Origin of the sequence: Desulfovibrio psychrotolerans (assembly GCF_013340305.1) — a bacterium.
GTDB lineage: Bacteria > Desulfobacterota > Desulfovibrionia > Desulfovibrionales > Desulfovibrionaceae > Halodesulfovibrio > Halodesulfovibrio psychrotolerans.
This window is the reverse complement of record NZ_BLVP01000043.1, coordinates 25,083-50,493: the sequence shown is the minus strand read 5'-3', so window position 1 is coordinate 50,493 and position 25,411 is coordinate 25,083. Positions and strand designations below refer to the sequence as shown.

Annotated in this window: 22 protein-coding genes; 12 read left to right on the top strand and 10 right to left on the bottom strand. The window is 59.3% G+C overall.

The window, feature by feature from the left end:
• Positions 1–52: 52 nt before the first annotated feature.
• The 4 genes from HUV26_RS15920 (at position 53) to HUV26_RS15905 (ending at position 3,224) form a co-directional block, all read left to right on the top strand.
• Positions 53–1,015 (top strand): MlaD family protein, encoded by a 963-nt coding sequence (locus HUV26_RS15920; protein WP_174411129.1) that lies wholly within the window; start codon positions 53–55, stop codon positions 1,013–1,015.
• A complete protein-coding gene (locus HUV26_RS16980) occupies positions 939–2,297 on the top strand; it encodes an ABC-type transport auxiliary lipoprotein family protein (protein WP_308483165.1) in 1,359 nt (452 codons plus the stop codon). Before HUV26_RS15920 ends, HUV26_RS16980 begins: the two co-directional genes overlap by 77 nt.
• Positions 2,294–2,674, top strand: coding sequence for a DnaJ family domain-containing protein (locus HUV26_RS15910; protein ID WP_174411127.1), 381 nt, complete (start codon positions 2,294–2,296; stop codon positions 2,672–2,674). Before HUV26_RS16980 ends, HUV26_RS15910 begins: the two co-directional genes overlap by 4 nt.
• A 172-nt stretch (positions 2,675–2,846) precedes the next feature.
• The gene (locus HUV26_RS15905) at positions 2,847–3,224 is read left to right on the top strand and encodes a hypothetical protein (RefSeq protein ID WP_174411126.1); all 378 of its coding nucleotides are present in this window, start codon (positions 2,847–2,849) and stop codon (positions 3,222–3,224) included.
• 209 nt (positions 3,225–3,433) lie between these two features.
• Here HUV26_RS15905 and HUV26_RS15900 read toward each other — a convergent pair whose 3' ends face one another.
• The 3 genes from HUV26_RS15900 to bioA all read right to left on the bottom strand — a co-directional run bounded on the left by HUV26_RS15900 (position 3,434) and on the right by bioA (position 9,003).
• Positions 3,434–5,143 carry an FAD-dependent oxidoreductase gene (locus HUV26_RS15900; RefSeq protein ID WP_174411125.1) on the bottom strand — a complete coding sequence of 570 codons (1,710 nt, stop codon included), beginning with the start codon at positions 5,141–5,143 and terminating at the stop codon, positions 3,434–3,436.
• Between the two features lie 393 nt (positions 5,144–5,536).
• Positions 5,537–6,892 (bottom strand): sodium:solute symporter family protein, encoded by a 1,356-nt coding sequence (locus HUV26_RS15895; protein WP_174411124.1) that lies wholly within the window; start codon positions 6,890–6,892, stop codon positions 5,537–5,539.
• Positions 6,883–9,003, bottom strand: a complete 2,121-nt coding sequence (gene bioA, locus HUV26_RS15890; RefSeq protein WP_174411251.1) for an adenosylmethionine--8-amino-7-oxononanoate transaminase — start codon at positions 9,001–9,003, stop codon at positions 6,883–6,885. Before bioA ends, HUV26_RS15895 begins: the two co-directional genes overlap by 10 nt.
• 302 nt (positions 9,004–9,305) lie before the next feature.
• Here bioA and HUV26_RS15885 point away from each other — a divergent pair, with 302 nt between their 5' ends.
• The 5 genes from HUV26_RS15885 to HUV26_RS15865 all read left to right on the top strand — a co-directional run bounded on the left by HUV26_RS15885 (position 9,306) and on the right by HUV26_RS15865 (position 14,074).
• Positions 9,306–10,058 (top strand): biotin--[acetyl-CoA-carboxylase] ligase, encoded by a 753-nt coding sequence (locus HUV26_RS15885; RefSeq protein WP_174411123.1) that lies wholly within the window; start codon positions 9,306–9,308, stop codon positions 10,056–10,058.
• Positions 10,059–11,083: 1,025 nt separating this feature from the next.
• The gene (locus tag HUV26_RS15880) at positions 11,084–11,668 is read left to right on the top strand and encodes a TlpA family protein disulfide reductase (protein WP_174411122.1); all 585 of its coding nucleotides are present in this window, start codon (positions 11,084–11,086) and stop codon (positions 11,666–11,668) included.
• Positions 11,669–11,806: 138 nt separating this feature from the next.
• Positions 11,807–12,412, top strand: coding sequence for a peroxiredoxin (locus HUV26_RS15875; protein WP_174411121.1), 606 nt, complete (start codon positions 11,807–11,809; stop codon positions 12,410–12,412).
• 8 nt (positions 12,413–12,420) lie between these two features.
• Positions 12,421–13,044 carry a VOC family protein gene (locus HUV26_RS15870; protein WP_174411120.1) on the top strand — a complete coding sequence of 208 codons (624 nt, stop codon included), beginning with the start codon at positions 12,421–12,423 and terminating at the stop codon, positions 13,042–13,044.
• Between the two features lie 628 nt (positions 13,045–13,672).
• The gene (locus tag HUV26_RS15865) at positions 13,673–14,074 is read left to right on the top strand and encodes a Ros/MucR family transcriptional regulator (RefSeq protein WP_174411119.1); all 402 of its coding nucleotides are present in this window, start codon (positions 13,673–13,675) and stop codon (positions 14,072–14,074) included.
• A gap of 8 nt (positions 14,075–14,082) precedes the next feature.
• On the opposite strand, the gene HUV26_RS15860 is transcribed toward HUV26_RS15865, so the two are convergent.
• Entirely contained in the window at positions 14,083–14,787 is a 705-nt protein-coding gene (locus tag HUV26_RS15860; RefSeq protein WP_174411118.1) for a MerR family transcriptional regulator, read from the bottom strand.
• A gap of 263 nt (positions 14,788–15,050) precedes the next feature.
• Here HUV26_RS15860 and HUV26_RS15855 point away from each other — a divergent pair, with 263 nt between their 5' ends.
• Positions 15,051–15,338, top strand: coding sequence for an HU family DNA-binding protein (locus HUV26_RS15855; protein WP_174411117.1), 288 nt, complete (start codon positions 15,051–15,053; stop codon positions 15,336–15,338).
• A gap of 557 nt (positions 15,339–15,895) precedes the next feature.
• Here the strand turns inward: HUV26_RS15855 and HUV26_RS15850 are convergent.
• Genes HUV26_RS15850 through HUV26_RS15830 form a run of 5 tightly spaced genes read right to left on the bottom strand, consistent with a single transcriptional unit; the run spans position 15,896 to position 22,985 of the window.
• Positions 15,896–16,879, bottom strand: coding sequence for a DMT family transporter (locus HUV26_RS15850; RefSeq protein ID WP_174411116.1), 984 nt, complete (start codon positions 16,877–16,879; stop codon positions 15,896–15,898).
• 48 nt (positions 16,880–16,927) lie between these two features.
• Complete coding sequence (locus HUV26_RS15845) at positions 16,928–17,860, bottom strand: AraC family transcriptional regulator (RefSeq protein ID WP_174411115.1); 933 nt, start codon at positions 17,858–17,860, stop codon at positions 16,928–16,930.
• A gap of 51 nt (positions 17,861–17,911) precedes the next feature.
• Positions 17,912–19,012, bottom strand: a complete 1,101-nt coding sequence (locus HUV26_RS15840; RefSeq protein WP_174411114.1) for an AraC family transcriptional regulator — start codon at positions 19,010–19,012, stop codon at positions 17,912–17,914.
• Positions 19,013–19,071: 59 nt separating this feature from the next.
• Positions 19,072–20,625 (bottom strand): ABC transporter substrate-binding protein, encoded by a 1,554-nt coding sequence (locus HUV26_RS15835; protein ID WP_174411113.1) that lies wholly within the window; start codon positions 20,623–20,625, stop codon positions 19,072–19,074.
• 32 nt (positions 20,626–20,657) lie between these two features.
• The gene (locus tag HUV26_RS15830; protein ID WP_174411112.1) at positions 20,658–22,985 is read right to left on the bottom strand and encodes an adenylate/guanylate cyclase domain-containing protein; all 2,328 of its coding nucleotides are present in this window, start codon (positions 22,983–22,985) and stop codon (positions 20,658–20,660) included.
• A 484-nt stretch (positions 22,986–23,469) separates the two neighbouring features.
• Here HUV26_RS15830 and HUV26_RS15825 point away from each other — a divergent pair, with 484 nt between their 5' ends.
• Both HUV26_RS15825 and HUV26_RS15820 read left to right on the top strand, forming a co-directional pair.
• Positions 23,470–23,838 carry a tRNA-binding protein gene (locus tag HUV26_RS15825; RefSeq protein WP_174411111.1) on the top strand — a complete coding sequence of 123 codons (369 nt, stop codon included), beginning with the start codon at positions 23,470–23,472 and terminating at the stop codon, positions 23,836–23,838.
• Entirely contained in the window at positions 23,832–25,079 is a 1,248-nt protein-coding gene (locus HUV26_RS15820) for a glycosyltransferase family 2 protein (RefSeq protein WP_174411110.1), read from the top strand. The genes HUV26_RS15825 and HUV26_RS15820 overlap by 7 nt, the downstream gene beginning before the upstream one ends.
• Before the next feature lie 58 nt (positions 25,080–25,137).
• On the opposite strand, the gene HUV26_RS17025 is transcribed toward HUV26_RS15820, so the two are convergent.
• Positions 25,138–25,410, bottom strand: coding sequence for a type II toxin-antitoxin system RelE family toxin (locus HUV26_RS17025; protein WP_174411109.1), 273 nt, complete (start codon positions 25,408–25,410; stop codon positions 25,138–25,140).
• Between the last annotated feature and the right edge of the window lies 1 nt (position 25,411).

Below are 25,411 nucleotides of genomic sequence, written 5' to 3'. Positions count from 1 at the left end.
AAACAGCGCAGGCGGCTCCGTCCGCCGGAACAAGGAAAAGGAAAGACAGGTCGTGCTCAATCAAACAGCAGGAAAACGGGAACTCATACGTGCGGGCTTTACGGTGTTCGCGGGGCTGTGCGTGCTCGGGCTGTTCATCATCGCCTTTGGCGGGCACCGTTTCTGGGAACGGCTGGATGAATACGCCATCCGCTTCAACGGAGTAAAGAATCTGGATGTGGGCCGCCCGGTAAAATACGCGGGCATAAACGTGGGCAGGGTGCTTTCCATAGATGTGGACAAGGAGGACCCCGCCCTCGTGCGTGTGGTGGTGGGCCTGCACGAAGGATTCACGGTCTATCAGGGCACAAAGGCGTCCATATCGCAAAAGGGCATTGTGGGAGATAACTTCGTGCTGCTCAACCTGTCCGGCAAGGCGGGGCCACCCCTGCCTGTGGGCAGTGAAATCCCGCCGGACGCCACCCCGGACCTCATGGAGGTGGCGGCATCCATGGCGGGACTTGCGGCAGACCTGCAACCCAAGCTTTCGGAAATAGCAGACAGCCTGCGCGCGCTGCTGAACACAGACAACCGCAGGCACGTGGAAGAAATCCTCAAGGAAGTGACCGTACTGGTAAAAGACGCAAATACCGCCATCCGCAGCATGGATGCGGAGTTCCGCGGCCTTGCCCGCGAAGCCGGAGCAGGCATAGCGGAAACACGCGCACTGGTGGGCGAGGTGCGCAGCGGCATGCAGACCACGCTGGGAACGGTGAACACGGCAGTCACGGATACCCGGCAGGACCTTGCCGTCACGCTGGAGGTGCTGCGCGTGCAGACCGCCGCCGTGGGCGGTGCGGTAACGGAACTCACCCGTCAGGTGCAAAACGATCTCGACTACGATCAGGCGCGTCTGGAGGAGATTCTGGAAAACACGGCGGAACTGACCCGCAACCTGAATGTGCTTACCCGCTCGCTCAGGGAACGCCCGTGGCAGATCATCTACCGCCCGGACGACAGCAAGAAGGAGCAGTAGCATGGCCGCTACACCAACCCCCGCAGCCTCCTCTCCGGTATCTCCCGGAACCTCCCCTCAGGCGTTCCTTCCGGTGCCCCCTAAGGCCTTACTCGGAGCGTCCCGTCTGGCGTCTCCTCTGGCATCGCCTCTGGCGTCTCCCCAGGCGTCTCCCCTGACGTCACTCAGATTGTCCAGCGGAGTGTCTCTCTGGGCGTGCTTCAGAACGTACCTCAGAGCAGCTCTCAAAACATCGCTTTGGGCATCACACAGAGCATCACACAGAGCGTCCCTCAGGGCGTTAGGCAGGGCGTTAGGCAGGGCGTTTGGCAGGGCATTTCAAAAAATACGTGTCTTTGCCCCCGACGTCCCCTTTGCTTCAGGAGTACCCCTTGCAACTCACGGTACATGCGCTGCGCCGCCGCAGCAAGCGGTCGCGTCCCTGCTCGTCCACACTTCGTCCACGTTTCGTCCACTGGCCGCCGCTCTTTTATTTCTTGTAATGATTACAGCAGGATGTGCAGGCGGAAAGGTCGCTCCGGAGCAGGTTCTGCGCATCCAGCCCGCCCCGTTAGTGCATCAGGACCACAAGGCCCCGGAGACGAAAGAGCTACCGGAATCTGCGGTAACCGCAGCAAAAACCGCAATGCAAACCGCAGGGTTACCCGCCAGCCAACCTGCTGGCGGCGCGTATCCGTCCGGTCCGGTAACCCCACATGGCGAGGCATCACAGCCGGATGGAGCAGACAATCAAAATTCGCAGTATCTCCCTGTTATCATGCTGGAAAACATGAGCAGTCTGCCCGCATTGGAACGCTCAGCCGTCATGATTTCACACGGCAGCGTGCTCTCGCCCAGCAGCCGCTGGTACTGGGAAGGCACTCCTGCGGAAATTACGGCCTCTGCCGTTGCCGCAGCACTGGAAGGCGCAACGGACTATACGCTGCTCATGCCGTGGCGCGGCAGGCTTGCCCATGATGCCACACTCACCGGACGTGTAGAATCCTTTGAATTCCGCCAGCAGGAATCTGTGCTGCGCATCCGTGTGCGCTTCTCGTTGTGGGCACCGCGCGGTACGCACCTGCTTTCCGGGCATGTGGCACAGGCACAGTATCCGGTTGCAGAAGCGCAAGCCCAGCGCATTGCAGAAGCCGCCTCGCACGGTATGGCTGAAATAACAGCCTCCGTGCACCACTGGCTTGCCACAGAGGGCGTAGCGGCCCTGCGTGCCTTCCATGCAGCGCAAAACGCAAGCAAAACGCAACCAGTGGGACAAACGCGACCGGCGGAGCCAGCGCAATGAACATTCTTGCGGTTATGGCGGAACGCCACATAACCAAGGCCGAGGAACAGGGGGCATTCCGCAATCTGGAAGGTCAGGGAAAACCTCTGGAATTACAGGATGATTCCATGATTCCGCCCGATCTGCGCATGGCTTACAAGCTCCTTAAAAACGCAGGCTACCTGCCGCCCGAAGCGCAGGATATCAAAGACGCCACCACCATAATCGAAATGCTGCAGAACAGCGTTGACGAGCAAACCTGCTACCGTCAGATGCGCAAGCTGGAAGCCATTCTCGAACGCATGAAGCAGCAGGGCAGAGCATCTGTGGCACTCAATTTGGAAAACGAATACTATGCCAAGGTGTTATCGCGTGTTCCGGTGCGGAAAAAGGTATAGCAACCGGCCCTTCCGCATCCTCTGGTGCAGCCGGAATGTGCCTGTGCTTGGCAAAGCGGAATAAAACGGGCACAAGCGGCAGAAACAGAAACGGAAGGCAGAGGATGATGCTCTGCCCATGATATACCAATCAAGAATTACAACTCGGAAAAATCAAAAAATAGAGGGCACTATGGCGCTGATAGCAGAAGTGAACGCGGATGTGTTTATCGTGGACAAGCAGATGGAAGATGGCGGACACGAAATGGATGTGTACGGGAAGGCCCTTTTTGCAGATGATACGGATAACGACATCATCCTCTTCTTTCCGCAGTGCGACCGGGCACAGTACGAACGCATTCGTGTGGGCGAAGCCTATGCTGTGCGGGGCATGGCCTCCATTTTTGCGGAAGAGGATAATATGGTTTCGGTTCAGTATCTGGACCCGGAAATGACCCGCATTGACCCGGAATCGTTTAACACCGATGACCGCCGCGAAATTATGGAGGAACTGGACCGCCTCCGTTCGCTCTATCCCCCGGTGGATCGTGGGGAAATGCCTGCGCAGTAGCTGCGGCAAACGTTGCCCAGACATGGTTTTCCAGATAGCAGAAAGGCCGCCCGGTGTGGGCGGCCTTAGAGTTTGCGGTGCAGATGATGCGCCGAAGGGGCAGGGGAGGTAAATCGGGCAAAAGTCCGTCTGTAATGTCAGCCAATAATGCCACCCCACAACGTCGGGTCACAATGGCAGCCTGCAATGCCGGGGCGCACCGCGCGGTATCAGATGCCGGAGCCGAGCTTCTTCTGGGCGACCATACCGCCTGCGGCGGATTTTACATCCTTCACGCCCAGTTCATTGAGCAGCAGCATGGCCTCATAGGAACGCAGGCCGGTGTTGCAGACAACCACCACGGACTTGCCTGCGGGAATTTCCGCAATGCGGTTGCGGATTTCTTCGTTAGGAATGCTGTGCCACGCATCCGGGTATTTTTCCACGTAGGGCACGGCATTGGGAGCAAGGCGGGTATCTATGAAGAAGATGTCTTCTGCATCACGGTTGGCCCACAGGGTGGCGAACTGGCTGGGGCTAACCATATGGTTGCGGCCTTCCAGCACGTTTTCGGTCACGTTGGCAACGGCGTTGACAATATCCATGGCAGAGGCGAAGGGCGGCGAATAGACCACCTCAAGGTTGGAGACCTCATCCACCGTGGCATGCGCCTTAAGCAGCGGAACCACAGCGTTGATGCGTGCTGTAAGGGCATCGCCCAACTCGCTCATTCCCTGAATGCCCAGTACGCGGCGGGTGGGTTTGTCCACCACAAGCTCAAGCGACATGAGGGCCTTTTCCGGGAAGAAGTGGGCGCGGTCAAACTGCTCCACATGCACGCTGATGGCATCATACCCTTCCTTCAGGGCGGATTCTATGGTCAGACCGGCACCGCATGCGGACTGCTCGAACAGCTTCACCACCCAGCCGCCCACGGCACCGGGGAAGGTGGCCTTGCCATCGGCAAGATTGGTGCCTATAACGCGACCCTGCCGGTTGGCCATGGACCCGAGGGGGAAGTAGCCAGGCTTGCCTGTGACAAGGTGAGGAATGGTCACGCAGTCGCCGCCGGAATAGATATCCGGATCGTTAGTCTGCATGAATTCGTTTACGATAATGGCTCCGCGTGTATCGCAGTCAATGCCGGCTTCGCGGGCAAGGGCGGTGTTGGGGGAAACCCCGGCGGAAAGAACCACAAGATCGGCCTCTATGGTGCGCTTGTTGGTTACCACGCGGGTAACGGTTCCGTCCTCGCCTTCAAAGGCCTTGACGGATTCGCCCAGCAGCACGGTAACGCCCTTGTCTTCCAGGTCATGCAGGGCCATCTGCGCCATGGACTTGGAAAGAAAACCGGGCAGAACCTGATCCTGCAATTCAATGACCGTGGTTTCTATGCCCCACATGTCTGCAAAGGCAACGGCCATTTCCAGCCCGATGAAGCCCGCACCCACGATAACGCATTTATCCACGGAACCGCTGGCGGCGGCATCGCGCAGCATTTCTGCCTCTTCCAGATTGGTGGCGGGAGTTATTCCCTTAAGGTCCATGCCTGCAAACGGGGGCAGGTTGGCCTTGGAGCCCATGGCAAGCACCAGCTTGTCATAGTGCAGGGTGTCTGTCTTTCCCGTGGCCACGTTCAGAATTTCCACCGTCTTGGCGGCACGATCTATCCGCGTGGCGCGGGTTTCCGTGAGCACGTCCACATCCTTGTTGGTGCGAAAAAATTCCGCATCGCGGATGATGTGATAGGGAGTGGACTGCAGCTCGGTTACGCTGTTCACTTCGCCGGAGACAAAATAGGGGATGCCGCAGCCGCCGTAGGAAATGCGGGGGCACTGGTCTATGAGGGTGACCTTGGAATGCGGTTCCAGACGTTTGAAACGGCAGGCGGCCTTGGGGCCAAGAGCCACCGCGCCGATAACCACAACATGCTTGGACATGGGAGCATCCTCCGGAATCTGCGTGCTTGCGGCGAAAAGCTATTCCGCCGATCTTCAATAGGGCCGCCCGCCATGCCCGCCGGGGGTATGCGGCAGAGGCGGGCCGGGCGGCTGTGCAATATGCGCATGAACGTGATTTCGAACAGGGAAATCCCTTTCAGGGCAGGGCGTTGCTTGCATACGCAGGCTCAACAGACAAGTCAAATCCTACCCGAAAGGTAGGTCTATGACCTTTTTCCCCTTTTGGCAAGGTCTGTGTGTGCTTACTGAAAGCTGCAGGGCGGATGTGCGGCACGCTCTTATCCGGGTAGCCAAACCGGAACTGGTGTTCACCGGCATCACCACACATGAAGGAGCATATCACGGGCGTTTGCAACGGTATGCCGGCGCGCGCTATTCGGTGAGCGCAGCTTGTGATTCACGCTGGCGAACAAAGGCTCCCGCATAAGCCAGCAGGGCCGATACCGCCATGCCCGTGTAGTTATACACGCGCTCTTCCGTGAGGGCAGCGGCAATCCCGAGCAGTCCGCCCGCAATGACTGCGGCACAGGCAAAGTGTGCCTGTATGCTGCGGCCTTTGGGGAGCACCAGCCCCACAAAGCAGGGCATGGCCACGCCGCAGGCAAAGATATCATAGGCCATAAGCAGGAAACCCAGAATGCCCTTGCCCCACAGGCTTACGCCCGCCCCTGCCACGCCGAGCGCAAGCACGCAGAGTCGGCGGATTGCGACGGATGTGTTCCCAAGCAGGTCATGGCTGCCCACCGTAGCGGCGGTGACAAGGCAGGAATCTGCCGAAGAGACAATGGCACTGATAAGTGCAAAAGAAACCACTACGTGCATCCACGGCGGCATCACACCGCTGAGTACGGCCGTGAGCACGGCGTCGCCGGGAGTATCAGCCGGGATAAGGCCCTTGCAGGCAAGCCCCACCGCCACGATGAGCGCGGCACATACCATCAGCCCGCCCGCACCGATAAGCCCGCCCGCCACCGCGCTACGTTCATCCTGTGCAGAGAGCAGCCTGCCAAACAGCATGGGACACACCACATAGTTAGCTCCCACCACCACAAGAAAGTAAAGCAGTTTGTCCACGGGGAAGGCGTTGTTAACGGCTTCTATCCTGACCGAAGTCAGCCAGCCGGGATTGTGGTGTGTCAGCCACGCCAGCATCAATGCCAGCGACAAAACCAGAATGAACGCGTGAATCCTGTCTGTACGCATGATGGCCGCCTGACCGCCCATGGTGTGCACGCCGATGAGCAGAAGGCCGATACCGAGGCAGGTGAACGGCGTAAAGGCCGTAATCGACCCCAGCACCTTGGTGAGCGCGGAAAACTGTGCGGCGAGGATGGCTGTCCACGCCACTACTATCACCGCCGCGATGACAGGCCGTGCCTGACTGCCCAGAAGCGTTTCCACCGTATGCGGCAAGGTGTACGCGCCGCTGCGGCGCACCGCACGCGCGAGCAGCAGGGAAAGCAGGGCAAGACCTGCGGCGCCTGCGCCCAGCCACCAGAACGCGGGTGTACCGGCCATAAAGGCAAGGCCTATAATGCCCAATGTGGCAGAGGCGCCGACACAGGAAACGATGATGGAGAAGCCCACTCCCCAGGCGTTGCCGGTCCGGTTGTTCACGTAGAAGGCATCTGCTGCCGCGGACGGCTCCATGACCGTATGGCGCCGTTGCGCCGCCATTCCTGTCCATACGATCAGCAGGGCATACGCCCCGAGCAGTATCAGCGCCATGCGCCCTCCATTACTGCACCGCACATGGCGCGGGTTAACGTTGAAATATCCTCATCCGAGGCTACATAAGGGGGCATAACGTAGATGAGCCGCCCGAATGGGCGTATCCACACGCCGTTCCGGACAAAAAAACGCTGAAGCGCCTCTGTGTTCACAGGGGTTTCCATTTCCAGCACACCTATGGCTCCAAGCACGCGCACATCGCGCACCCCGGAATGCCCTGTGCAGGGGTGCAATCCTGTGTGCAGACCGGATTCGATACGGGCAACATCATGCACCCAGTTGCCGCGCATCAGCAGTTCAAGGCTTGCCTGCGCCACGGCACAGGCAAGCGGATTCCCCATGTAGGTAGGACCGTGCATCAGCACGCCGCCGTCACGGGAGATGCCGTGCGCCACCTCTGCGGTGGTAAGGGTGGCGGCGAGGCTCATAACCCCGCCTGTAAGCCCCTTGCCCACGCATAGAATGTCCGGCGTAATGTCCGCATGCCCGCAGGCGAAGAGGCTCCCGGTCCGGCCGAACCCCGTGGCAATTTCATCAGCGATAAGCAGGCACCCGTGGCGCGTGCAGGCCTCGCGCACCGCCTGCAGGTAGTCAGGATGATAAAACCACATGCCACCGGCACCCTGTACCACGGGTTCCAGAATCACCGCAGCCACGGAATCCCCATACTGCTCCAGCAAAGCGCTAAAGGGCGCGAAGGATGCGGGGTCATACGGCGTGGTCTGCCCGTAAGAATAGGGACATTCCGGGCGGGGAGCGAATATCTGACGCGGCAGCATGCCTGAGAAGAGATGGTGCATGCCATTCTCCGGGTCGCACACACTCATGGCACCCATCGTGTCTCCGTGGTAGCCGCCGCGTAGGGAGAGAATGCGGTTGCGTTGCGGTCTGCCTGCCGCCATCTGATATTGCAGGGCCATTTTAAGGGCCACTTCCACCGCAACAGAGCCGGAATCGGCATAAAAAACGTGAGCCAACCCCTGCGGTACCATGTCGAGCAGGCTCTGCGCCAGTTCCACGGCAGGCTTGTGGGTCAGCCCGCCGAACATAACATGGGGCATACGCTTGCTCTGCTCCTGCAGGGCGTCAAGCAGGGCGGGATGATTGTAACCATGTATGGCGCACCACCACGAGGACATGCCGTCCACCAGTTCGCGTCCGTCACGCAGAGTAATGCGTGTGCTGCGCGTATACACGGCTTCCCATGTGCGTGCAGGTGTCTGTGCGGAGGTATAGGGGTGCCACAGGTGCTCGCGGTCATAGGCCAGCAGCCTTTCCGGAGTACTATCCGGCGCGGCTTTGCGTGTGCAGTGGCAGGGGGGGCGGCGCATTGTCTCCAGCACGGGGCTTACCGCTGCCGCTGCCGTATTCCACGCGGCTTCCCGTGCATTCTCCGATCCGTGCAACCCGGATATATGCGGCACGGCTGCCAGACAAGGCAGCCTGCCCAGCGTGGCGATGATGGAGGCATTGTCTTTTCGTATCGCATGCTCCGCCGGGCCTGCCGCAGGCGAGGTTTCCGTTGTCACGAATCCGGCAAGGGGTATGCAGCCTCTTGCGCTGCGGGCTGAGCAGGCCTCGATGGTCAGCAGGGCGTGATTCACCGCGCCCAGCCTGTTGGCCACAACGAGCAGCAACGGAAAACGGAGTTCCGCGAAGAGATCTGCCAGCACTTCGTTGCTGTTCAGAGGGGTGAGCAGGCCGCCCGCGCCCTCAATAAGCACAAGGTCGGCCTTGTGCCGGGCTATGTGATCGCGCACCTGCGCCGTCAGGTCGTGGACGGTAATGTCAACGCCCGCCTGCCGTGCGGCAAGATGGGGAGAGCAGGCAGGTGCCAGTTGCACAATTGCGCAGGCTGAGGCTGCCGGTGCTGCCGTGCGGTATGTTGCGACATCCGGAACTGTATCTGAAGGAGGGGGTGGGGCAATGCGCATGCCCATTCCATCGTGATGATAGCTGTCCCCATGTCCGCATCCCGTCTGTACGGGCTTGAGGACCAGCACCTGCCTGCCAGCCTGCATGGCGGCGCGGGCAAGGGCTGCCGTTACAAGGGTTTTCCCTGCATCCGTGTCTGTTCCGGTGATGCAAAGTACCTCAGGCACGGCCATCTCCGGCATGTCCGCAGCGGGCACCGCAAAAGGAAGCGCAAGGGCAGGCAGTTACACCGGAAGGCGCAACCGGGGCATGGACCCCCCGCAAGGTGCTGTGATACGCTGGTTCAGCCGCACAGCATGTGCTTGCGCAGGAAACGGGCGCGTGCCGTGCCCCATGGGTACAATCGGTCATGGTTCTCTCCTTGGTCAGCCAACGCAAGGTAGGGAATCGTCCCCGATTTGTAAACCAAAACGTCATCAAAATGAGTTTACAATTGTCCAGCTCCGTGCATACCCGAGGAACAATCCTTCTCCTGATGGATCAGGCCGAGGACTGGATTTCCGGCGAAGCCATCTCGCAGCATCTGGGAATAAGCCGTGCCGCCGTGGCAAAGCATGTGGCTGCGCTACGCGCAGAGGGACACGCCATTGATGCCGTGACGCGCAAGGGCTACCGTCTGACCGTGCGGCATGATGCACTGCGGGAGCAAGCCCTGACCACAGCGCTGCACACGCGCGTGCTGGGCCGGGCAGGCTGGACATTTCTGCATACAACCCCCTCTACCAATCTGGTGGCAGCGCAGCTTGCCGCACAGGGCGGAGAGGAAGGCCATGTGGTGGTTGCCGAAACCCAGACCATGGGGCGCGGGCGCAAGGGATTCACATGGTTTTCCGCGCCGCGCAGCATTCAGTTTTCCGTGGTGCTGTTGCCCAATGCGGTGCAATGGGATGCCGAGCGGTTCATGTATCTGGGCGCACAGGCTGTTGCCGCAGCGGCGCGGGACCTCACGGGCCTTGCTGCCGAAATCAAGATGCCCAACGATGTGCTGATTGAAGGCAGGAAGATTGCGGGTGTGCTGGTGGAAACGGGGTATCGGGGCAACGAGCCGGAATGGGCTGTTGTAGGAATCGGCTGTAACGTGAATACGCTGCCTGAAGAATTCCCCGAAGCCGTGCGGGGCATCACAACCTCGCTTTTTGCCGCATCCGGGGCGCCGGTTTCCCGTGTTGCCCTGCTTGCCCTTGTGCTGGACAAGCTGGAAGCGGCCTACCAAAGCCTGCACGGCTGATTCCGCAACCTGGCATTTGTCTGACTTTTCTGTCGGTTGGCACGTGACGGTCCCTTGCATGCAATGCGGGAACCAACGGAGGGGGAAGCCTTAAGGCTGTAGTCTGTTCCGGTATCTGCCATTGTTGAATGGCTGCCGAAAAGGCAGTATTAACAGACAGATGGGGATCCAAAAGACAAAAAAGTCGTGCGCGTTCCGGATGACCGGTGGTCCCATGCTTTGGCCGGATATGGCTGGCTATGGGGTGTGTTCGCGCACGACATGCAGGTTTTCGATGGAATCATCCCTGCTCACAGGCAACTCACTTTGCCGCTATGGTGGAAAACCTCTTCCAGAAGTATCCTCCTTATAACGTGTTCGGTTCATGCCTTTGCCACGTTCAGTGCTTGTGCCGGTGACCGGCTGTGCCCGCAGACGCTTATGCGTGCTGTGCGGGCCGGGCGCACTCCGGGTTGATAAAACGGCAACTCGCCTTGCCAATGTAGTATGTCAACGAAACACCATATGTTCCTGTTGGCCTTCGCAAAAAAGCTGTGCAAAGACGACCCGGATGGTGTCGCGTTTGTCTTTACAGTAGCGCAGAGGAAATATCTTGTCCATAGCTGCATACAAAAAACTCCACTTCATGCCGTTGTATAGTCAAAAAAAATCGTAATTGCTGTGCAATTGCGGATGATATGATGAAAAATGCAATGCCCATAGTCTGTTGCGTGCGTTGTCTACGTGAGTGCTCATTGCGGTCGGGGCGGTGACAAACTGTGCATAAGAATGGCAGGCTGGACGCGCAGCACCGGAAAAGACACTATGTGTACTATTTAGAATGTGGTCGTGGTATGGGATAGGGAAGAGCGTGAACACAGCGGGATAGGCGGGCAGGGAACTTTGTGGAAAGCATACGCATATTTTGCAGGCTTGGTATCTGCCAGCACTTTGAAAACCATGCGCAAGGATACAGAGAGGATGCAATGAACCGAAAGATTGGGAATGCGGGGTGGCTGTCAACCATGGCGATGCAACTATTCAGAATGTTGGGTATATCCGGATTGTTTATCCTGTGGTTTGCCCTGGCGGGTCTGGTGCCTGTTTTCACTTCGCAGGCATTGGCGGCGGCTCCGGCGGCGGGGGCGCTGAAGGTGGGCGAGGCGTTTCCGGATGTGCCTCTTGCGGGCGATCTTACCGAAGAGCAGAAGGGATATTTGGGCCTTTCAGGTGCCGGGCCGTGGAAATTTTCTGATATAAAGGCCGGGCATGTGATCATTGAGGTGTTCAGCATGTACTGCCCGTACTGTCAGGCAGAGGCTCCTGCTGTGAATGCCGTGTACGAAGCGCTGCGCGCCTCCGAGCACGCGGACGCAGTGAAGATGATAGGCATAGGGGCGGGCAACTCCGCCTTTGAGGTGGATTTTTTCCGCACCAAGTACGGCGTGGCCATGCCCCTGTTTGAGGATGCGGAATTAAGCCTGCATGAACTGCTGGGTAACCCCGGCACGCCGCATTTTTATGTGGTGCGTCTGGGCAAGCAGGGCGGAACCACTGTCTACTCGCAGACAGGACGCATGGAGTCCGAAAAGGCGTTTCTGGCCCAGTGCCTGAAGGCTGCCGGACGGTGACATGTGCTGTTACCTGTGACGGGGCGTGCAATATCCATCGTTTGCGGTATTGTTCCGGCCCTCTATTAAAATAGGTTAAGGCGGCTAACATTCCAGACGAATAGACAAGCTTTCGGCCGATGCCGGGGAGGAGTGATCATGTATTGGACCAGGCTGGTTGCAGCGGTAGCTGTTCTGGGCATGCTGGTGATGCCCGCCCTGTCGCGTGCTGACGTGGACCCCGGGCAGTTGTATGCGCCGCAAGGACATGCTGCCGCAAAGCCGGTGGACAGCATGATAGCAGTTGCTGTGGGCGATGCGGCGCCGGACTTTGGCTTGCCCGCGCTGAACGGAACGGTTGTTCGTCTTTCTCAATTTCGTGGTATCAGCAACGTGGTGCTCAGCTTTGTGCCCGCCGCGTTTACGCCCGTGTGTTCCGGGCAGTGGCCGGGGTATAACATTGCCCGCGAGCTGTTTGAACAGCACAACGCGGTGCTGCTGGGCATAACCACGGACAACCTGCCTTCGCTGCACGCATGGACCCGCCAGATGGACCCGCAGGGCATGTGGTTCCCTGTGCTTTCCGACTTCTGGCCTCACGGGGCTGTGGCCTCGCTCTACGGCATTCTGCGGCCGGAGGGCGTGACGGAGAGAGCCATTTTCATTATCGACAGGCAGGGCATCATCCGGCATATTGAAATCACGGACATAAACCTTCGCCCCGATCTCGGCGGCATTATCAAAAAGCTTTCAGAATTGCAGTAAGGCCGGAAATGCAGAAAACGCCTTTTGCGCCGCGGTATACCGGCGTTAATCATCTGGCCATGGCCACGGAAGATATGGACGCCACGGTGCTCTTCTGGCGCGACCTGCTGGGCATGCGCCTTATCGCCGGGCTTGGTCATGAAGGGTACAGACAGTATTTCTTCGCCATATCAGACGTGGACATGGTGGCGTTTTTTGAGTGGCCGGGGGTGGAGCCGCTGCCGGAAAAGGACCACGGGGTTCCCGTGCGCGGACCCTATGTGTTTGACCATGTTTCTTTGGGGGTTGCGGACGAAGATGCCCTGTGGGATGTGCGGGACAGGCTGGAAGGGGCAGGGGTATGGGTTTCTGAACTTGTGGACCACGGCTTCATCCGCTCCGTATACACCTTCGACCCCAACGGCATTGCTCTGGAGTTCAGTTGCTATGTGCCCGGCGTGGACCTGCGCGCCCATCCCCGAATGACCGATACCGCGCCTTCTGTCCGCACCATGCAGGGGCCGGACCCCGTTCCGGGGGCTTGGCATCTGAAAGGTGCCCCCACGCCATGTGACCAGCGCATGGTCTATCCCGGAGAGGGGCACGACCTTATGCACCGCAAGAAGAACATGTGGGAGACCGGGAACGACTGACGCGACCTGTTTTTCCTCCCGCAGGTGCAGTGTAAAAGACGTGTGCTCCGCTTTGTGCCGGGTGTCGCTTGATAGTTGCGGATTGCTTCCGTTGCCCGTCCATACCGCCTGTATGCCTGTTTGCGGAACAAGTCCGTGAGACAGTGCCCCATGCCCTGATCATGTCCTGATCATGCCTTGATCATGCCTAGTAAGGCCTGATAAGGCCTGATAATGTGCCATCCTGTTCCTCCCACTTTGCTCACCATCTGCAGGCTCTCATGAGCCTTTTTACGGCTTTTGTGCAATGGCGGAGAACGCTTGCCGGGAATACAGGGCAGGCGGTGCGCCGGCGAAAAAGCACGTGCCGTCTTGTAAGGTTCCGAAAATCATGGCAATGGTTCTGTAGTGTGGTAAAAAGTAAGCGAATGCTGACATGGCCGGCGTGCGCGGACTGTGTGCCGCAGAAGTACGCGGCGGAATGCGGGATAACCTGCAGGGCACGCAGGTTCTGTGCGCCTCTTTGCGGTGAGGCGCGTATGCCTTGGGGGCGGACTGGTTTTACTGATGTTGCCGTTGTGCCATTCGGGGTGGGGGCGGGGTGAGACGTGTGCGGTCTTGCCAACCAAAAGGAGTGGAGGAGTGGGTGATGGACGACTATCTGAAGCAGGCATTGGAAATTATCAAGGCGCAGGCGTCGGTGCGGACCATGGGTGAAGAGGAAATAAGTTCCATGATGCGCGGTCTTGCAACCGCCATCCGGCAGATAGCGGAAGGAGGGGCAGAGGTGTCCGCTCCGGCATCAGACCCGGAGACCGATCCGGAAAAGGTCATCCGCGAAAAGTCTGTAACCTGTTTGGAATGCAAAAGAATGTTCAAGATGCTTACCCGTAAGCACCTGGAGTCGCATGGGCTCACGCCGGATGAATACCGCGCCAAATACGGGTACAAAAAGGGCGCATCGCTCGTGTGCAAGGCATTGCAGCGGGAGCGGCGCAAGAAAATGAAGGATATGAAGCTGTGGGAAAAGCGGGCGGCACCTGCTGTGTAGGCAGATTGTCAGGAATTTTGTCTGCCCGCAGCCGTGTTCTGCTCCTGTGCTATGCGGCCCAGCCATTTTCGCATCTGATCTAGATCCTGCTGGTGGAGTTTTTCCGACTCTGCCTGCAGGATCTTTATTGTGGAAATCTCCTTGCGGAGCGTTTCCAGTTCCTCATCCTTGCGCACGAGAGCCTGTTCCAGTTCGCTGACAGCAGGGGGCGCGGCGGGGGCAACCGGGGGGGCAGTGTGACCCGCAGCCATATCCAGCATGGTTTCTGCCCGCGCGGCAATGGTGCACAGGGCTTTGGCTATGGTGCCCATGGCCATGGCCTGTTGCTCAAGAAGGTTGAACAGGCGGTCCGCTTCCTGCGGGAGATGCGCGGAGAACGGAAGAACCGCAGTAGATGCCGCGGTGTTGTTGTTTTGTTGTTGCGCTTGCGGTTTGTCTCCCAATACATCGATATTTTTAGGAAACGTTGCGGAAAGTGTTGCCTCCACCGCCATTGCGTTTTTATTCCGCTTCATTTCGTCAACAATAACCGCAAACACGTCCAGCACGCCCTTGCGGTAGCGCCTGCGTTTGCCTTCGCCCACATGGGGCAGGTAGGCGAGGAATCGCTTGCAGTAGTAACGGGCAGTGGATTCAGGCAGTGAAAACCGTTGCGCTATTTCCGCAATGGTCAGCAGGGTGTGAACGTCGTGCATATGGGTTGCGTTATTCATGAAAACCCCCTGATACGCTGAAGGAACAGGCGCGAATGCACAAAACTTCAATACTGTCTATTACACCGTAACCACTTCATATGATAATAGCAATACCGTAACAAGCAATGTGTATAACGACGCAAAGTCTTGCGGGGCGGGGGTTTGCGCCCGTGAAACGATTGACAATGTTTGGAGAAGACTGCATAGGGTCTGTTAATAATGTGGTCACGGCTTGATGTTCCGGGGGGAAACCGAATCGTGCTTTAAGGAGGATATTCCTGATGTTGACCAAGGCTGAATTTGTAGCGGCTCTTAAAGATGCCCTGCCCGAAGTGTTCGAGACCAAGGTGAGTGCGGAAAAGGCATATGATGCCTTCTGCAAGGTGCTTGCCGATGGCGTTGCCGCCAAGGCCGGTGTTCGCCTGCCCAGCGTGGGCGCATTTTCCGTCTCCGAGCGTGCCGCCCGCACAGGCCGCAATCCGCAGACCGGAAAGCCCATTACCATTCCGGCCCGCAAGGTGGTTAAGTTTTCTGCCGCCAAGGCGCTTGTTGACGTGGTTAACAAGTAGTCTTTTTGTTTTTTCGCAGTACTGCCCTTCGGCCACAGGGATTGCTCCCTGTGGCCGACTGTTTTTTGTGGGGCATCGTGAGCAAGGGGAGGCGCCACCGACCGCCGCAAGTACAGGCTGGCAGTTGTGGCCGCAAGCGCGTGTCACTGCGGTATGCAGATACCGATTGTCAGCGGGCATGCATCCGGATGCTTGCCCGGTCTTGCCGGGGTGGCTCCGGTACAGGTTTATTCAGAAGAGCGGTACCTGAAAAAAATTCAACAGCCGCATGAAAAGAATTCATTTGCGCAATGACGCGCTGCGGGTATTATGCGCGGGATTTCCCAATCGCTAACCCAACTGCGGTGCCCGAATTTTCCGGGCATCGCTCCTCCGTTTCTGGGAACCGGCCCTTCAGCAAGGCGGGCTTTCCGGAGCAGAGCGCAAGAAGCCGCCGGACGAAAGATCGTCCGGCGGCTTCTTTGCGCGTGAAGGTGCACGTGAAGGTGCGCGTGGAGGGTAGGATTATTCATCCACGCGCACCTTCAGTGGTATTGGAGTGAAAAGATACTCCTCTGCTACTGTAGTTGCTTGGCGGGCCGATATGGCAGGGATGCGGCGGCAATGCCCAGAAGCACGGCCGTGCACCCGGCTGCGTGCTGCCAGCCGATGACGTTGCCGGGCAGCAAGGAGGAGAAAAGAAGGGCAGATACGGGCATGATGCCGGTATAGAGGCCCGCCTCTGCCCCGCGCACATGCGCCACCCCGGAAAACCACAGCAGGTAGGCTCCCACCGTGATGCCGAGGGCATACCACGCAATAACCATCGCATCGGCATAGGACATGCCGCTCATGCCGCCCGCAAGCAGCTGCGGCAGGGCCAGCGGAAAAAACTGCACCGTGCAGAAACCGCAGAGAAGAGTGGACGCCGCCAGCGGAGTGATGCGGGTACGTAACCGTTTGCCCAGCAGCAGGAACAGCGATTCAGCCATAACCGCGCCGAAGACAAGCATGGTTCCGTATGCCGTGATCTGCCGGGCAGGGGCAGACGCTGTCATTTGCGGATTTCCGGCATGGAGCAGGGCAATGCCGGAAAAAGACAGGCAGACAGCCAGCGCGGTGCGGCGGGTGAGCCTCTCCCCCAGCATGAGGCACGAGACGAGCATGGCGCAGGCGGGACCAGTGGCGGTGATGATACCGGCCGATGGTGCATCGGTATGCCGCAGCCCTTCCAGCAGCAGAGCGTTGAACAGGAATCCTCCGCAACCGGCCTGTGCGAAGAGCAATAGCCAGTCTGTCCGCGGGGCACGGGGCAGTCCGCCTTCCCGCAGGAAAAGCAGAGGCAGCATAACCGCAAAGGCTATGGCAAACCGCAACCAGAGCGAAAGATACACGGGCATGGAAAGCACCACATATTTTCCGGCAACCACTGAAGAGCCGACAATGGCCATGGCAAGGCAGAGCGAAATCCGTGCCCGGAGGGCAGAGGGGGCTGCCGGATTGCGGGGCAGGTGAGTGGCTGCGTCGGAAGGCGTTGCAGCTTTGCGGGGATGTGTGTCCATGATGAGAACCTCCTGTATGGTACGGAGAGCATCATGGAACAGGCAGAATTATTGTTCTTGCACGTTCTTGCGCAAGGCACCGGGCGGAACGCCCAGAACCCGTTTGAACTGCCGGGTGAGGTGGCTCTGGTCGGCGAATCCGCAGGTGAGGGCGATGTCCGCCAGCGGAGTATCCGTGGCAAGGAGTGCGCGGGCGTGGAACACCCGCCGCTGGGTGAGGTAGGCATGCGGCGGCATACCCAGCGTGCGGCAGAAAACCCGTGAAAGGTGGTAGGGGCTGAGTCCCGCGTGGAGTGCAAGCACCTCAAGCCGCACATCTTCCGCGCTGTGCGCGTCTAGATATTCCCGGGCCAGCCGCACGGCGCGGGGTTCACAGCCTGCGCGGGGCATTGATCCTGTCTGCCGTGCGCTGCCTGCGGCAGGGGATTGCGGTCCCGTTGCTCCTGTGCAGGTGTTGCGGTTGGCGTGGGCATGAATCCAGTGCGCGAGCAGGGCGTTCAGCCGTACCTGCTGTTCCAGCACGGGCATGGTTGCATCCTGCTGTTCCATTTGCGTGTGCAGCAGGGTAAGCCCGCGCGCCAGAGCGGGGTCTTGGAGCACGCCGGAAGAGAATTCGGGAAGCCGCCCCGCAGGCATGCCCGCCTCCGTGGCGGCGGCAAGTACGAACTGCGGAGACAGGTAAAACATGCGGTACGCCCATCCTGCGGAGTCGGCCCCGTGCCCGTCGTGCACCTCACCGGGTACGGTGAGGTTTACCGTTCCCGGTTGCGCCACATGGTTGCGTCCCAGATAGCGGAAAGCCAGTGCCCCGTGCAGGATGACGCCCAGCGCGAATCCCTCATGCGCGTGGCGGGCAAAGGTGTGGCGCACGTATTGTGCCTTAAGCATTTCCAGCCCGGCAATGCGGCTGTCTGCCCAGTAGCGGGCAGTTTCCGTGGCGGGCTGAGGCGCTGCTTTGCGTGTGTTGCTGATGGTCTTCATAACGGATATCTGCGGGGCCCCCGCCATACATGCGCATGGCAGGGGGCTGCCCTATGCGGCGGGAACGAGCGGAATACGTATTTCCGTGCGCAACTCGCCGGGGGGAGTGGTTTTGCAGTCGTTCAGGTATACCTCTATGCTCGGCTCCATGGCCATTTCGCGCCCGGACAGGGGAATCCACTGCCCGCAGATGGCGGCGTAGCTCTTGTAAAGGTTTTCATAAGGCCCCTTGTGCACGGCCACCACATAGTCGCCTCCGCGCAGGGTAAGGGCCGTGGCAGGGCCTTCCACGGTATCCGTATCGGATACGGCAATACATGCGTCATAACGGATTTTGTCAGGGTCTGTCACGGTGGGATCATCATGGCAGATGCCGAGGAACAGCACGCCCGGACCCAAGAGGCCCTTCGGGGCTGCCCAGCCGCACAGGGTGTTCCATGCGGATTCGCATTGCGAGTAGGGGCCCACATGGCGGACCGCAGCCACGCGCTGGGCAGGAAGCTTCCTGATTTCCACGTCAAGCCCGAGGGCCTGCGGATTAAATTCGGTGTTTGCGGGCATGAAAATCTCCTTGAAGTACGGGTTTGCAGGAGTTAGGCGGCATCCGCTCCTGCGGTATTGTGCGGGGCTTGCGCCGAACCGTGTCCGGAAGGCGCGGGTAAAGGCCTCCTGCGATTCGTATCCGGCCTCAAGTGCCACATCCAGTATGGCGCGGTCTGTAAAGGCCAGCATGGTGCTTGCCCGTTCAAGCCGCAGCCTGCGCAGGTATGCCTTGACGGATTCGCCCACCATGCCGGTGAAGACGCGGTGGAAATGAAAAGGGGAAAGGTGCGCCACGGAAGCCAGATTTTCCAGCGAGAGCGGGTCTGCCTGCGCTCCGGGGCGTTCGCCGTTTCTGCCTGAAGAGGGCGAAGTATCGTGCCTGCCTATGTTCTCTTCCATGTACAACAGCACCCGGAGGATGCGTTGCCGATAGCTGTTGCCTGCCTGCCGGTGGGCGGGACCGTGAACCGGGGGCGACGGGGGCAACGAGGGCAAAGCGGGTACGGGCTGCACAGGAGCCGTCCTGTCCTGCGGCGGGTTGTCATCCCGCAGGGAATCATCCTCGCCACTCTGCGTTGTGCGGGCGTCGGCCATATTCAGGTTGTTCATGTGTTGTTGCATGGAAAGGGAAATACCCTTTCCGCCGGAACCTGTCTTGACCGTTTTTGCTATTGTGAGGCTGGGGCTGAATTTTTTCCGGCGTTCAGTTCGTGCACGATTTCCTCAATGCGTGCATGCGCCCACCCCACGGCCTGTTCCGCTGTCATGTTGCCGGAAAGGCTGTGGGCTATCATGTCCGGCAGCACGTTGCGGGCGTATACCACGGAAGCGGCGGGCTGATGCTCGCCGTTTTCATGCCCGAAGTTGCGTATGGTTTCGAGCCCCTGAATGATGTCGTGCATCTTGGGTCTGCCATAGCGGCGGAACACACCTGTAAGGTCGCGCATAAAGGCATTCTGCCCCGCGATGTCGCGGAAGACGGGCAACATGCCGCCCGGTGCCATGTGCAGCCACGAGGTGTAGACGTGGGGGGCGTAGAGAAAACGAAGAAATTCTTCCCGTGCCCGGTAGACGCGGTAGACGTGCGAATCGTCTCCGGCACCGCGCAACGGGCCTTGCCCCTGTTCTTTCAGGCGCACAAGGCCCAGCGCGTTTACCATGCCGTATGAAGAATTGCCCCGCGCGGTTATCAGGGAAACCATGCCCGTGTTGTGGACCAGATGCGGGTCAAAGGGGGCTCCGGGCAGATCCGGGAAGTTGTCGCTGCTCAGGGAATCCAGCGCCATGCCGGGCAGGGCCAGATCATCCATGATGAAGGTGGAATAGAACATCATGGCCAGCCTGCCTTGCAGATAATAATCCCTGCCCCGCCATGTCTGCTCGCCGGGTGGGGAAAAGGCGGCCAGCCGGGTATAGAAATCCAGCGTCTCCGCCATGGCGGGGCTGTTGAAGACCGTGCGCCCGTTGTCGAACATGCGCGCGCCGTTGGAAATGGCCAGATGCGTGAACACCTGCCCGGCGTAGTGGTCCCGCTTGGTGCCCACCAGAATGCCGTAGATGCCCTTCTCCGGCTGTGTGAAGACTTCAGCCGCCTTGAGGATTGCCTCCCATGTGGTGGGCGGCTCCAGATTTTCCCGTTCGAACCAGTCTGTCCGGTACCATATGCCCTGAATCCAGCCGTGGAAGGGAATGCCGTAGTACTGTCCGCGCTGGGGACGCTCCAGCAGCGACAGGGGGCCGCGGTAAAACCGGCTGCGCCCTATGAGGTTAAGCGCCCGTGAAGTAGCTTCCGGGTCCAGTGCGTCCATTTCGCCAAGGGCCACCACAAGGTCGGAGGCGGTGCCCACAAGGGCGGGTGTGGTGCCGTTTTGCAGGCTGCGCCGGAAGGCGGGCACAAACTGGTTTTCCTCCACGGCGGTCAGCTCCACGGTAATGCCGGGAAACAGGGTTTCGAAGGTTCTGGTCAGGTACTCTATAGCCACGAGCCTGTCGTAATGCACTTCCGAAACCCATATGCGCAGAAGAGTAGCCTCATCGTCATTCGTATGACCATCTGTATTACTTTCTCCATGCGCAGTCGTCTGACTTTTTGTATGAGTACTCGTATGAACTGGCGTATCAGCCCCGGCTGGCAGGGAGTGCAGCAACAGCGCGGAGCATAGGCCGAGCCAGAGCAGACAGCGTAGCAATGGCTGTACGGGGGCGGTGCGGCGTGTGGTCATGACGGTGCTCCTTCCGGTCTCAGCGGTCCGGTTCATTTTTCCGAAAAGGTCACAACGGCAGACCAGTTTTCGTCGGGCGGATTCTCCAGCAGGTGTGTACAGCGCTGAATGTACATGCGTGCAAGGGCATCCTGCGGGTTCTCTGCAAGCAGGGTGTCAAAGATGAGCAGTGCCTGCGCAAAATCCCGCCCGCGATAGCGGGAAATGGCTTCTTCCCACCGTGCGTGCCAGTGCAGAAGCGCGGTTTCAGGCGCAGGGCCGCAACTGTCTGACGATGAGGATGCGCCAGCCGTATCACTCGTATGAGGAATGCCACCCGTATCTGTCCAGTCAGGGCCGGCCAGAATGGCTGGGTCGGCATAGCATTCCGTGTATCCGGGAAGCTGGCTGACCAGTTCGTACAACCGGGTTATGCCCGCAGTGCCCTTGGGTCGCACCAGATCAACGGAGCGGAACAGGAAGGCTTCGTTCGCTTTATCATACATGTCGCCGCTGGCAAGAATGGCTGTCTCGTAGAATTTGTTCAGGCCCTCCAGACGTGCCGCAAGGTTCACGTGGGCACCCATAACGGTATAGTTCATGCGGTCAGTGGTGCCCACATTGCCTACAATGCATTCACCCGCATGCAGACCTATGCGGGTGAGCATGGGCTGCTTGCCTTCGCGTTTCCAGCGGGTGTTCAGGGTGTTCACGGCGTTGCGACAGCGCATGGCGGCGGCGCAGGCCCGCAGATGATGATCCGGCTGTGGCATCGGGGCGTTCCAGAACGCCATCATGGCATCACCGATGAACTTGTCTATGGTGCCGGAAGCTTCCAGCACAGGGAGGCTGAGTTCCTGAAAATATTCCGAGGCGCGCAGCATAAGGGTTTCTGCATCCAGTTGCTCAGAAAGAGCCGTGAAGTTGGCCACGTCCGTAAAGAGCAGGCTCAGTTCCCTGCGTTCGCCGCCCAGATGGGGCACGATGTCCGAAATGACGAACTGCCGGACCAGCGCCTTGGGCAGGTAGGTGGCAAAGGTGCCGAGCACCTGCTTCATGGAAGCGAAGGCGATGGCAAGTTCCGCCACTTCCTTGATGCGCGACTGCACCACGGCGTGATCTTCCTCAAGCCGGAAGGCCCGGATGCGCTCCGCCTCTCTGGCCAGTTGCGAAAGAGGGCCTGAGATGCGCCGTGAAGCAAAAACAATGACCGGAATCATGCACAGCGTAATGGCGAAGGCAAAGAGAAGGCTTTCGTTGCGGGTGCGGTCCAGCGAAGCCGTGAACACGCTCAGCGGGGTTGCCACGGCCACCATCTCGGCCCGTCCGTATACGCCGGGAACAGGGGTGATGCGGGCCAGCCACGGTTCGCCGTCGTGGATGAACTCCCGGAGTTCGGACCCCGGCGACTGCCGGTACAGCCTGAACACCGTTTCGGCTACAGGGTCGTCGAAGGCATCCAGAAACACGGGTTCCACGGTCAGCGTACCGTTTACGGTCACGCGGCGTGCCACGCGCTCCGGGTCCGGGTAGGCGGTAAGCTTGCCCGTATCTGTGAACATGAACACCAGCCCGCCTGTGCCCCGGTTCTGTTCCCGCAGGAAGTGAGAAAGGGATATGCCCGTCATGTCCACCCCTATGGCACCTGCCACAGGCCCGTCAAACCGCTGCGCAACGGTGAAGCCCAGCGCGCCGCTGCTGGCGAAGATGTAATAATCGGTCATCACTATCCCGCCGCTTTCGCCAGCCAGCCGAAACCAGGGTCGCACGCGGGGATCATACTCCGAAACGGGATCGGCACGTGACCCCACTATCTTGCGTTCGCTGTTCAGCCAGACCCACAGTTCCACCCTGCGGGGCGGATGTACGGTGGCAAGAGGAGTGTTGCGCCAGTCATGATGCATGAACACCGTGCGCAGGCCGAACACAGCGTCTGCCGGGGCACGCAGGATTCTGCGCACGTGCCGGTTTTCTCCGTGAAAGGAAACAACCTGATAGAAGTCGCCGTCATCAAATCCGAGATAGAGCGAGAGCAGTTGGTGGTAATGCTCCAGAGCGTCCAGCAGCATGGGAGCCACAGGGTGGGCGTGCAATTCCGGCTTTGCGGAGGAATCGTCCATGCCGTTCAGCACGGCGGTGAGGATTATGGCGGGTTCGAACACGCGGCGGGTTTCCAGCAGCACCTTGTCGCTCATGGAGAGCAGTTGCGCATCCGCCGCCAGTTTTGCCGCCTGCTTGCCCTTGAGGTAGTTGTACCAAGTGACCGAGGCGGCTATGAACATGGCTACAGCCATGAAAATGGTGAGAATGGTGAGGTAGAGTGAAGGCTTTTTGTAACCGGGCGGAGGCGTATAGTGTATGGCTTTATAGTGTGCGCTCATCGGTGCCCCCGTGTCCGGACATGTGTGAGGAGAAGAGGTGCCCCCGCGCCGTAAGGAAATAATGCCTGCGGCAAAGGGGAAGCCTTGTAGGACTGTATCCTAAATCGAAAGCGGGTACGAATGATTTTCACGCATCGGCCTCGCGCAGCGTAGCGGATTGCCCGCGTGATTGTGCGTTTCACAGTGTCCGGCAACGGTGTCCGGCGTATGGTATGCTGCGTCCGCACGCTGAACAGGTGCTGTGAAAACGTGCCGCCAAGTCTTCAGGAGCCTGAAGCATATCGCGTATGCGGTGTTACAGTTATACAGGGTCGCATTGCATCCGTTGCGGCCGCATGTATACGTATTTGTCTTGCTGTTGCGGCGGAGAGAGCCTTGCCATACAAAAGCAGTCTGCAGGGAAGAAATGTTTTGCCAACCACTCGACGGGACCGACAGGTCAAAACGGCCATAAGGACCAAACGAGTAAGCAAGGGAGGATGCCATGGCGGATGATGCCGGAAATACAACGGTGGGTGAGGAGATAACCTGGGCGGAGTTTGAGAAGGTGGAACTGCGCGTGGGCGTGGTGCTGCGGGCAGAGGTGTTTGCAGAGGCACGCAAGCCTGCCCACAAGCTGTGGGTGGACTTCGGCCCGGAAATCGGAGAGCGCAAGAGCAGCGCCCAGATTGCCAGCCTGTATACGCCGGAAGAACTGGTGGGCAAGCAGGTCATTGCGGTGGTGAATTTTCCCCGCAAGCAGATAGGTCCCTTTATGTCTGAATGCCTTATTACCGGGTTTGCGGACGAACAGGGCAGGATTCTTCTTGCCGTGCCGGACAAGCCCGCTCCGCTGGGGGCCAAGCTATGTTGACGGGGGCACGGACGGCGCGCAGGGTCCACCTTTCCGTGGTGACCTATTCCTACAACGACCACGGGTTGGTGCGGGAACTCCTGCGCAGCGTGGGGGGCTGGTCAGTTGTGCCGCGTGAACTGATTGTGGTGGACGACGGATCGGAAACGCCTTTCCCGCAGGCAGAGGCTGCAGCCGACATCCGCTTGTCCTTTCTGAGCAGAAAGGGGGGGCAGCCGGATGCGCCCGAGAAGGCAGATACACAGGAGAAGGCAGATGCGCCGGAGTCGGCTCAGGAGGCGGGCCACGTCCGGGCAGCGGATAAGGCCGTTCCCCTGCGGGTGATCTCTCTCGGGCAGAACTGCGGCCCCACCGGGGCCAAGCAGTCCGGTATCTCCGCCGCCGCTTCCCGGTTCGTGCTTTCCATGGATTCCGATACACGGCTGGAAGCCGACTGGCTGGAATATTGCCTGCCCCTTGCCGCACAGGAGGATACGGGCATGGTTTCCACGCCCGTGGACTACCGTTCCGGCGACGGCAGCACCGGCACACTGACGAACGAGTATATGCGGCTGACCTACAGTTTTGCCCCTGTCCGTGGTGATGTGCCCATGATTCCCGGGCCGGCGTTTCTGATGCGCAAGGCGGTGTTTGATGCCGTGGGCGGGTTTGCCGGGTATGGCGAACGTCTGGGGCAGGACAGGTTCCTGTGCGAACGGCTTACGGCAGCAGGGTACCGACTGCGCATTACCGATGCCTCGCGGGCATGGCAGATGCGCAGGCTTTCGCGCACCACTGCCGTGCGGCGCGGGATGGTGTGGCAGGCCAATACCTTTCTGGAACAGATTGAGGCGGGTGTCCCTTTCGGCGAAATCGCACAGGTATTTCTCTACAGCGTGGGCACACGCCCCTGTGCCCGGATGGTGCAGGCTCCCGGGCTGGTGTATCATGACATGCTGTACGCCGTGTACGGGCTGATGCGCTTTGCTGCCCGCTATGAGGGCGCGCAGCAGGTGATGGCAGCCTTTCTTCGTGGCTATCTGCGGGATTGTTCAGCGCTGCTGGGTGTACTTACGGACGACCTGAATGAGCTGGATACCCCGTTGCCTGAAGGGCAGGCGGCGGAAGGGGTGACCTTTCCCGCCTTTACGGGGCTGTTCCCTCCCCCGGTGTGCGCCGCCATGGATGCGGTTTGCGCACAGGGTGCTCTGCATGGCGCAGGGCCGGAAGATTTTTCCATGTATCGGCATATGGGGACGTAGCGGGGGAGGGGTATCTTGTTGGAATATTTGCAGTCCATCGCCGAGGCAGGGTTTTGTGTCAGGCAACAGATTGTCGCGTTTTGTAGGCTTCCTTTCGGTCACGGATGGCGACAATCAGAACGATGAGTTTTTTGTCTTCAATAGTATACAGTATTCTGAAGTTTCCGGAACGAACTCTATACATATCAGATCCAGAAAGCTTTTTGCAGTCGTAAGGGCGCGGGTCGCGTTTGAGGTGCTCAATCTTATTCAGAATACACCTTCGTAGGGTGCCGTCCATTTTTTTGAGTGTTTTAAGAGCGCTTTTATGGAGATGCACCTCGTAAGTCATG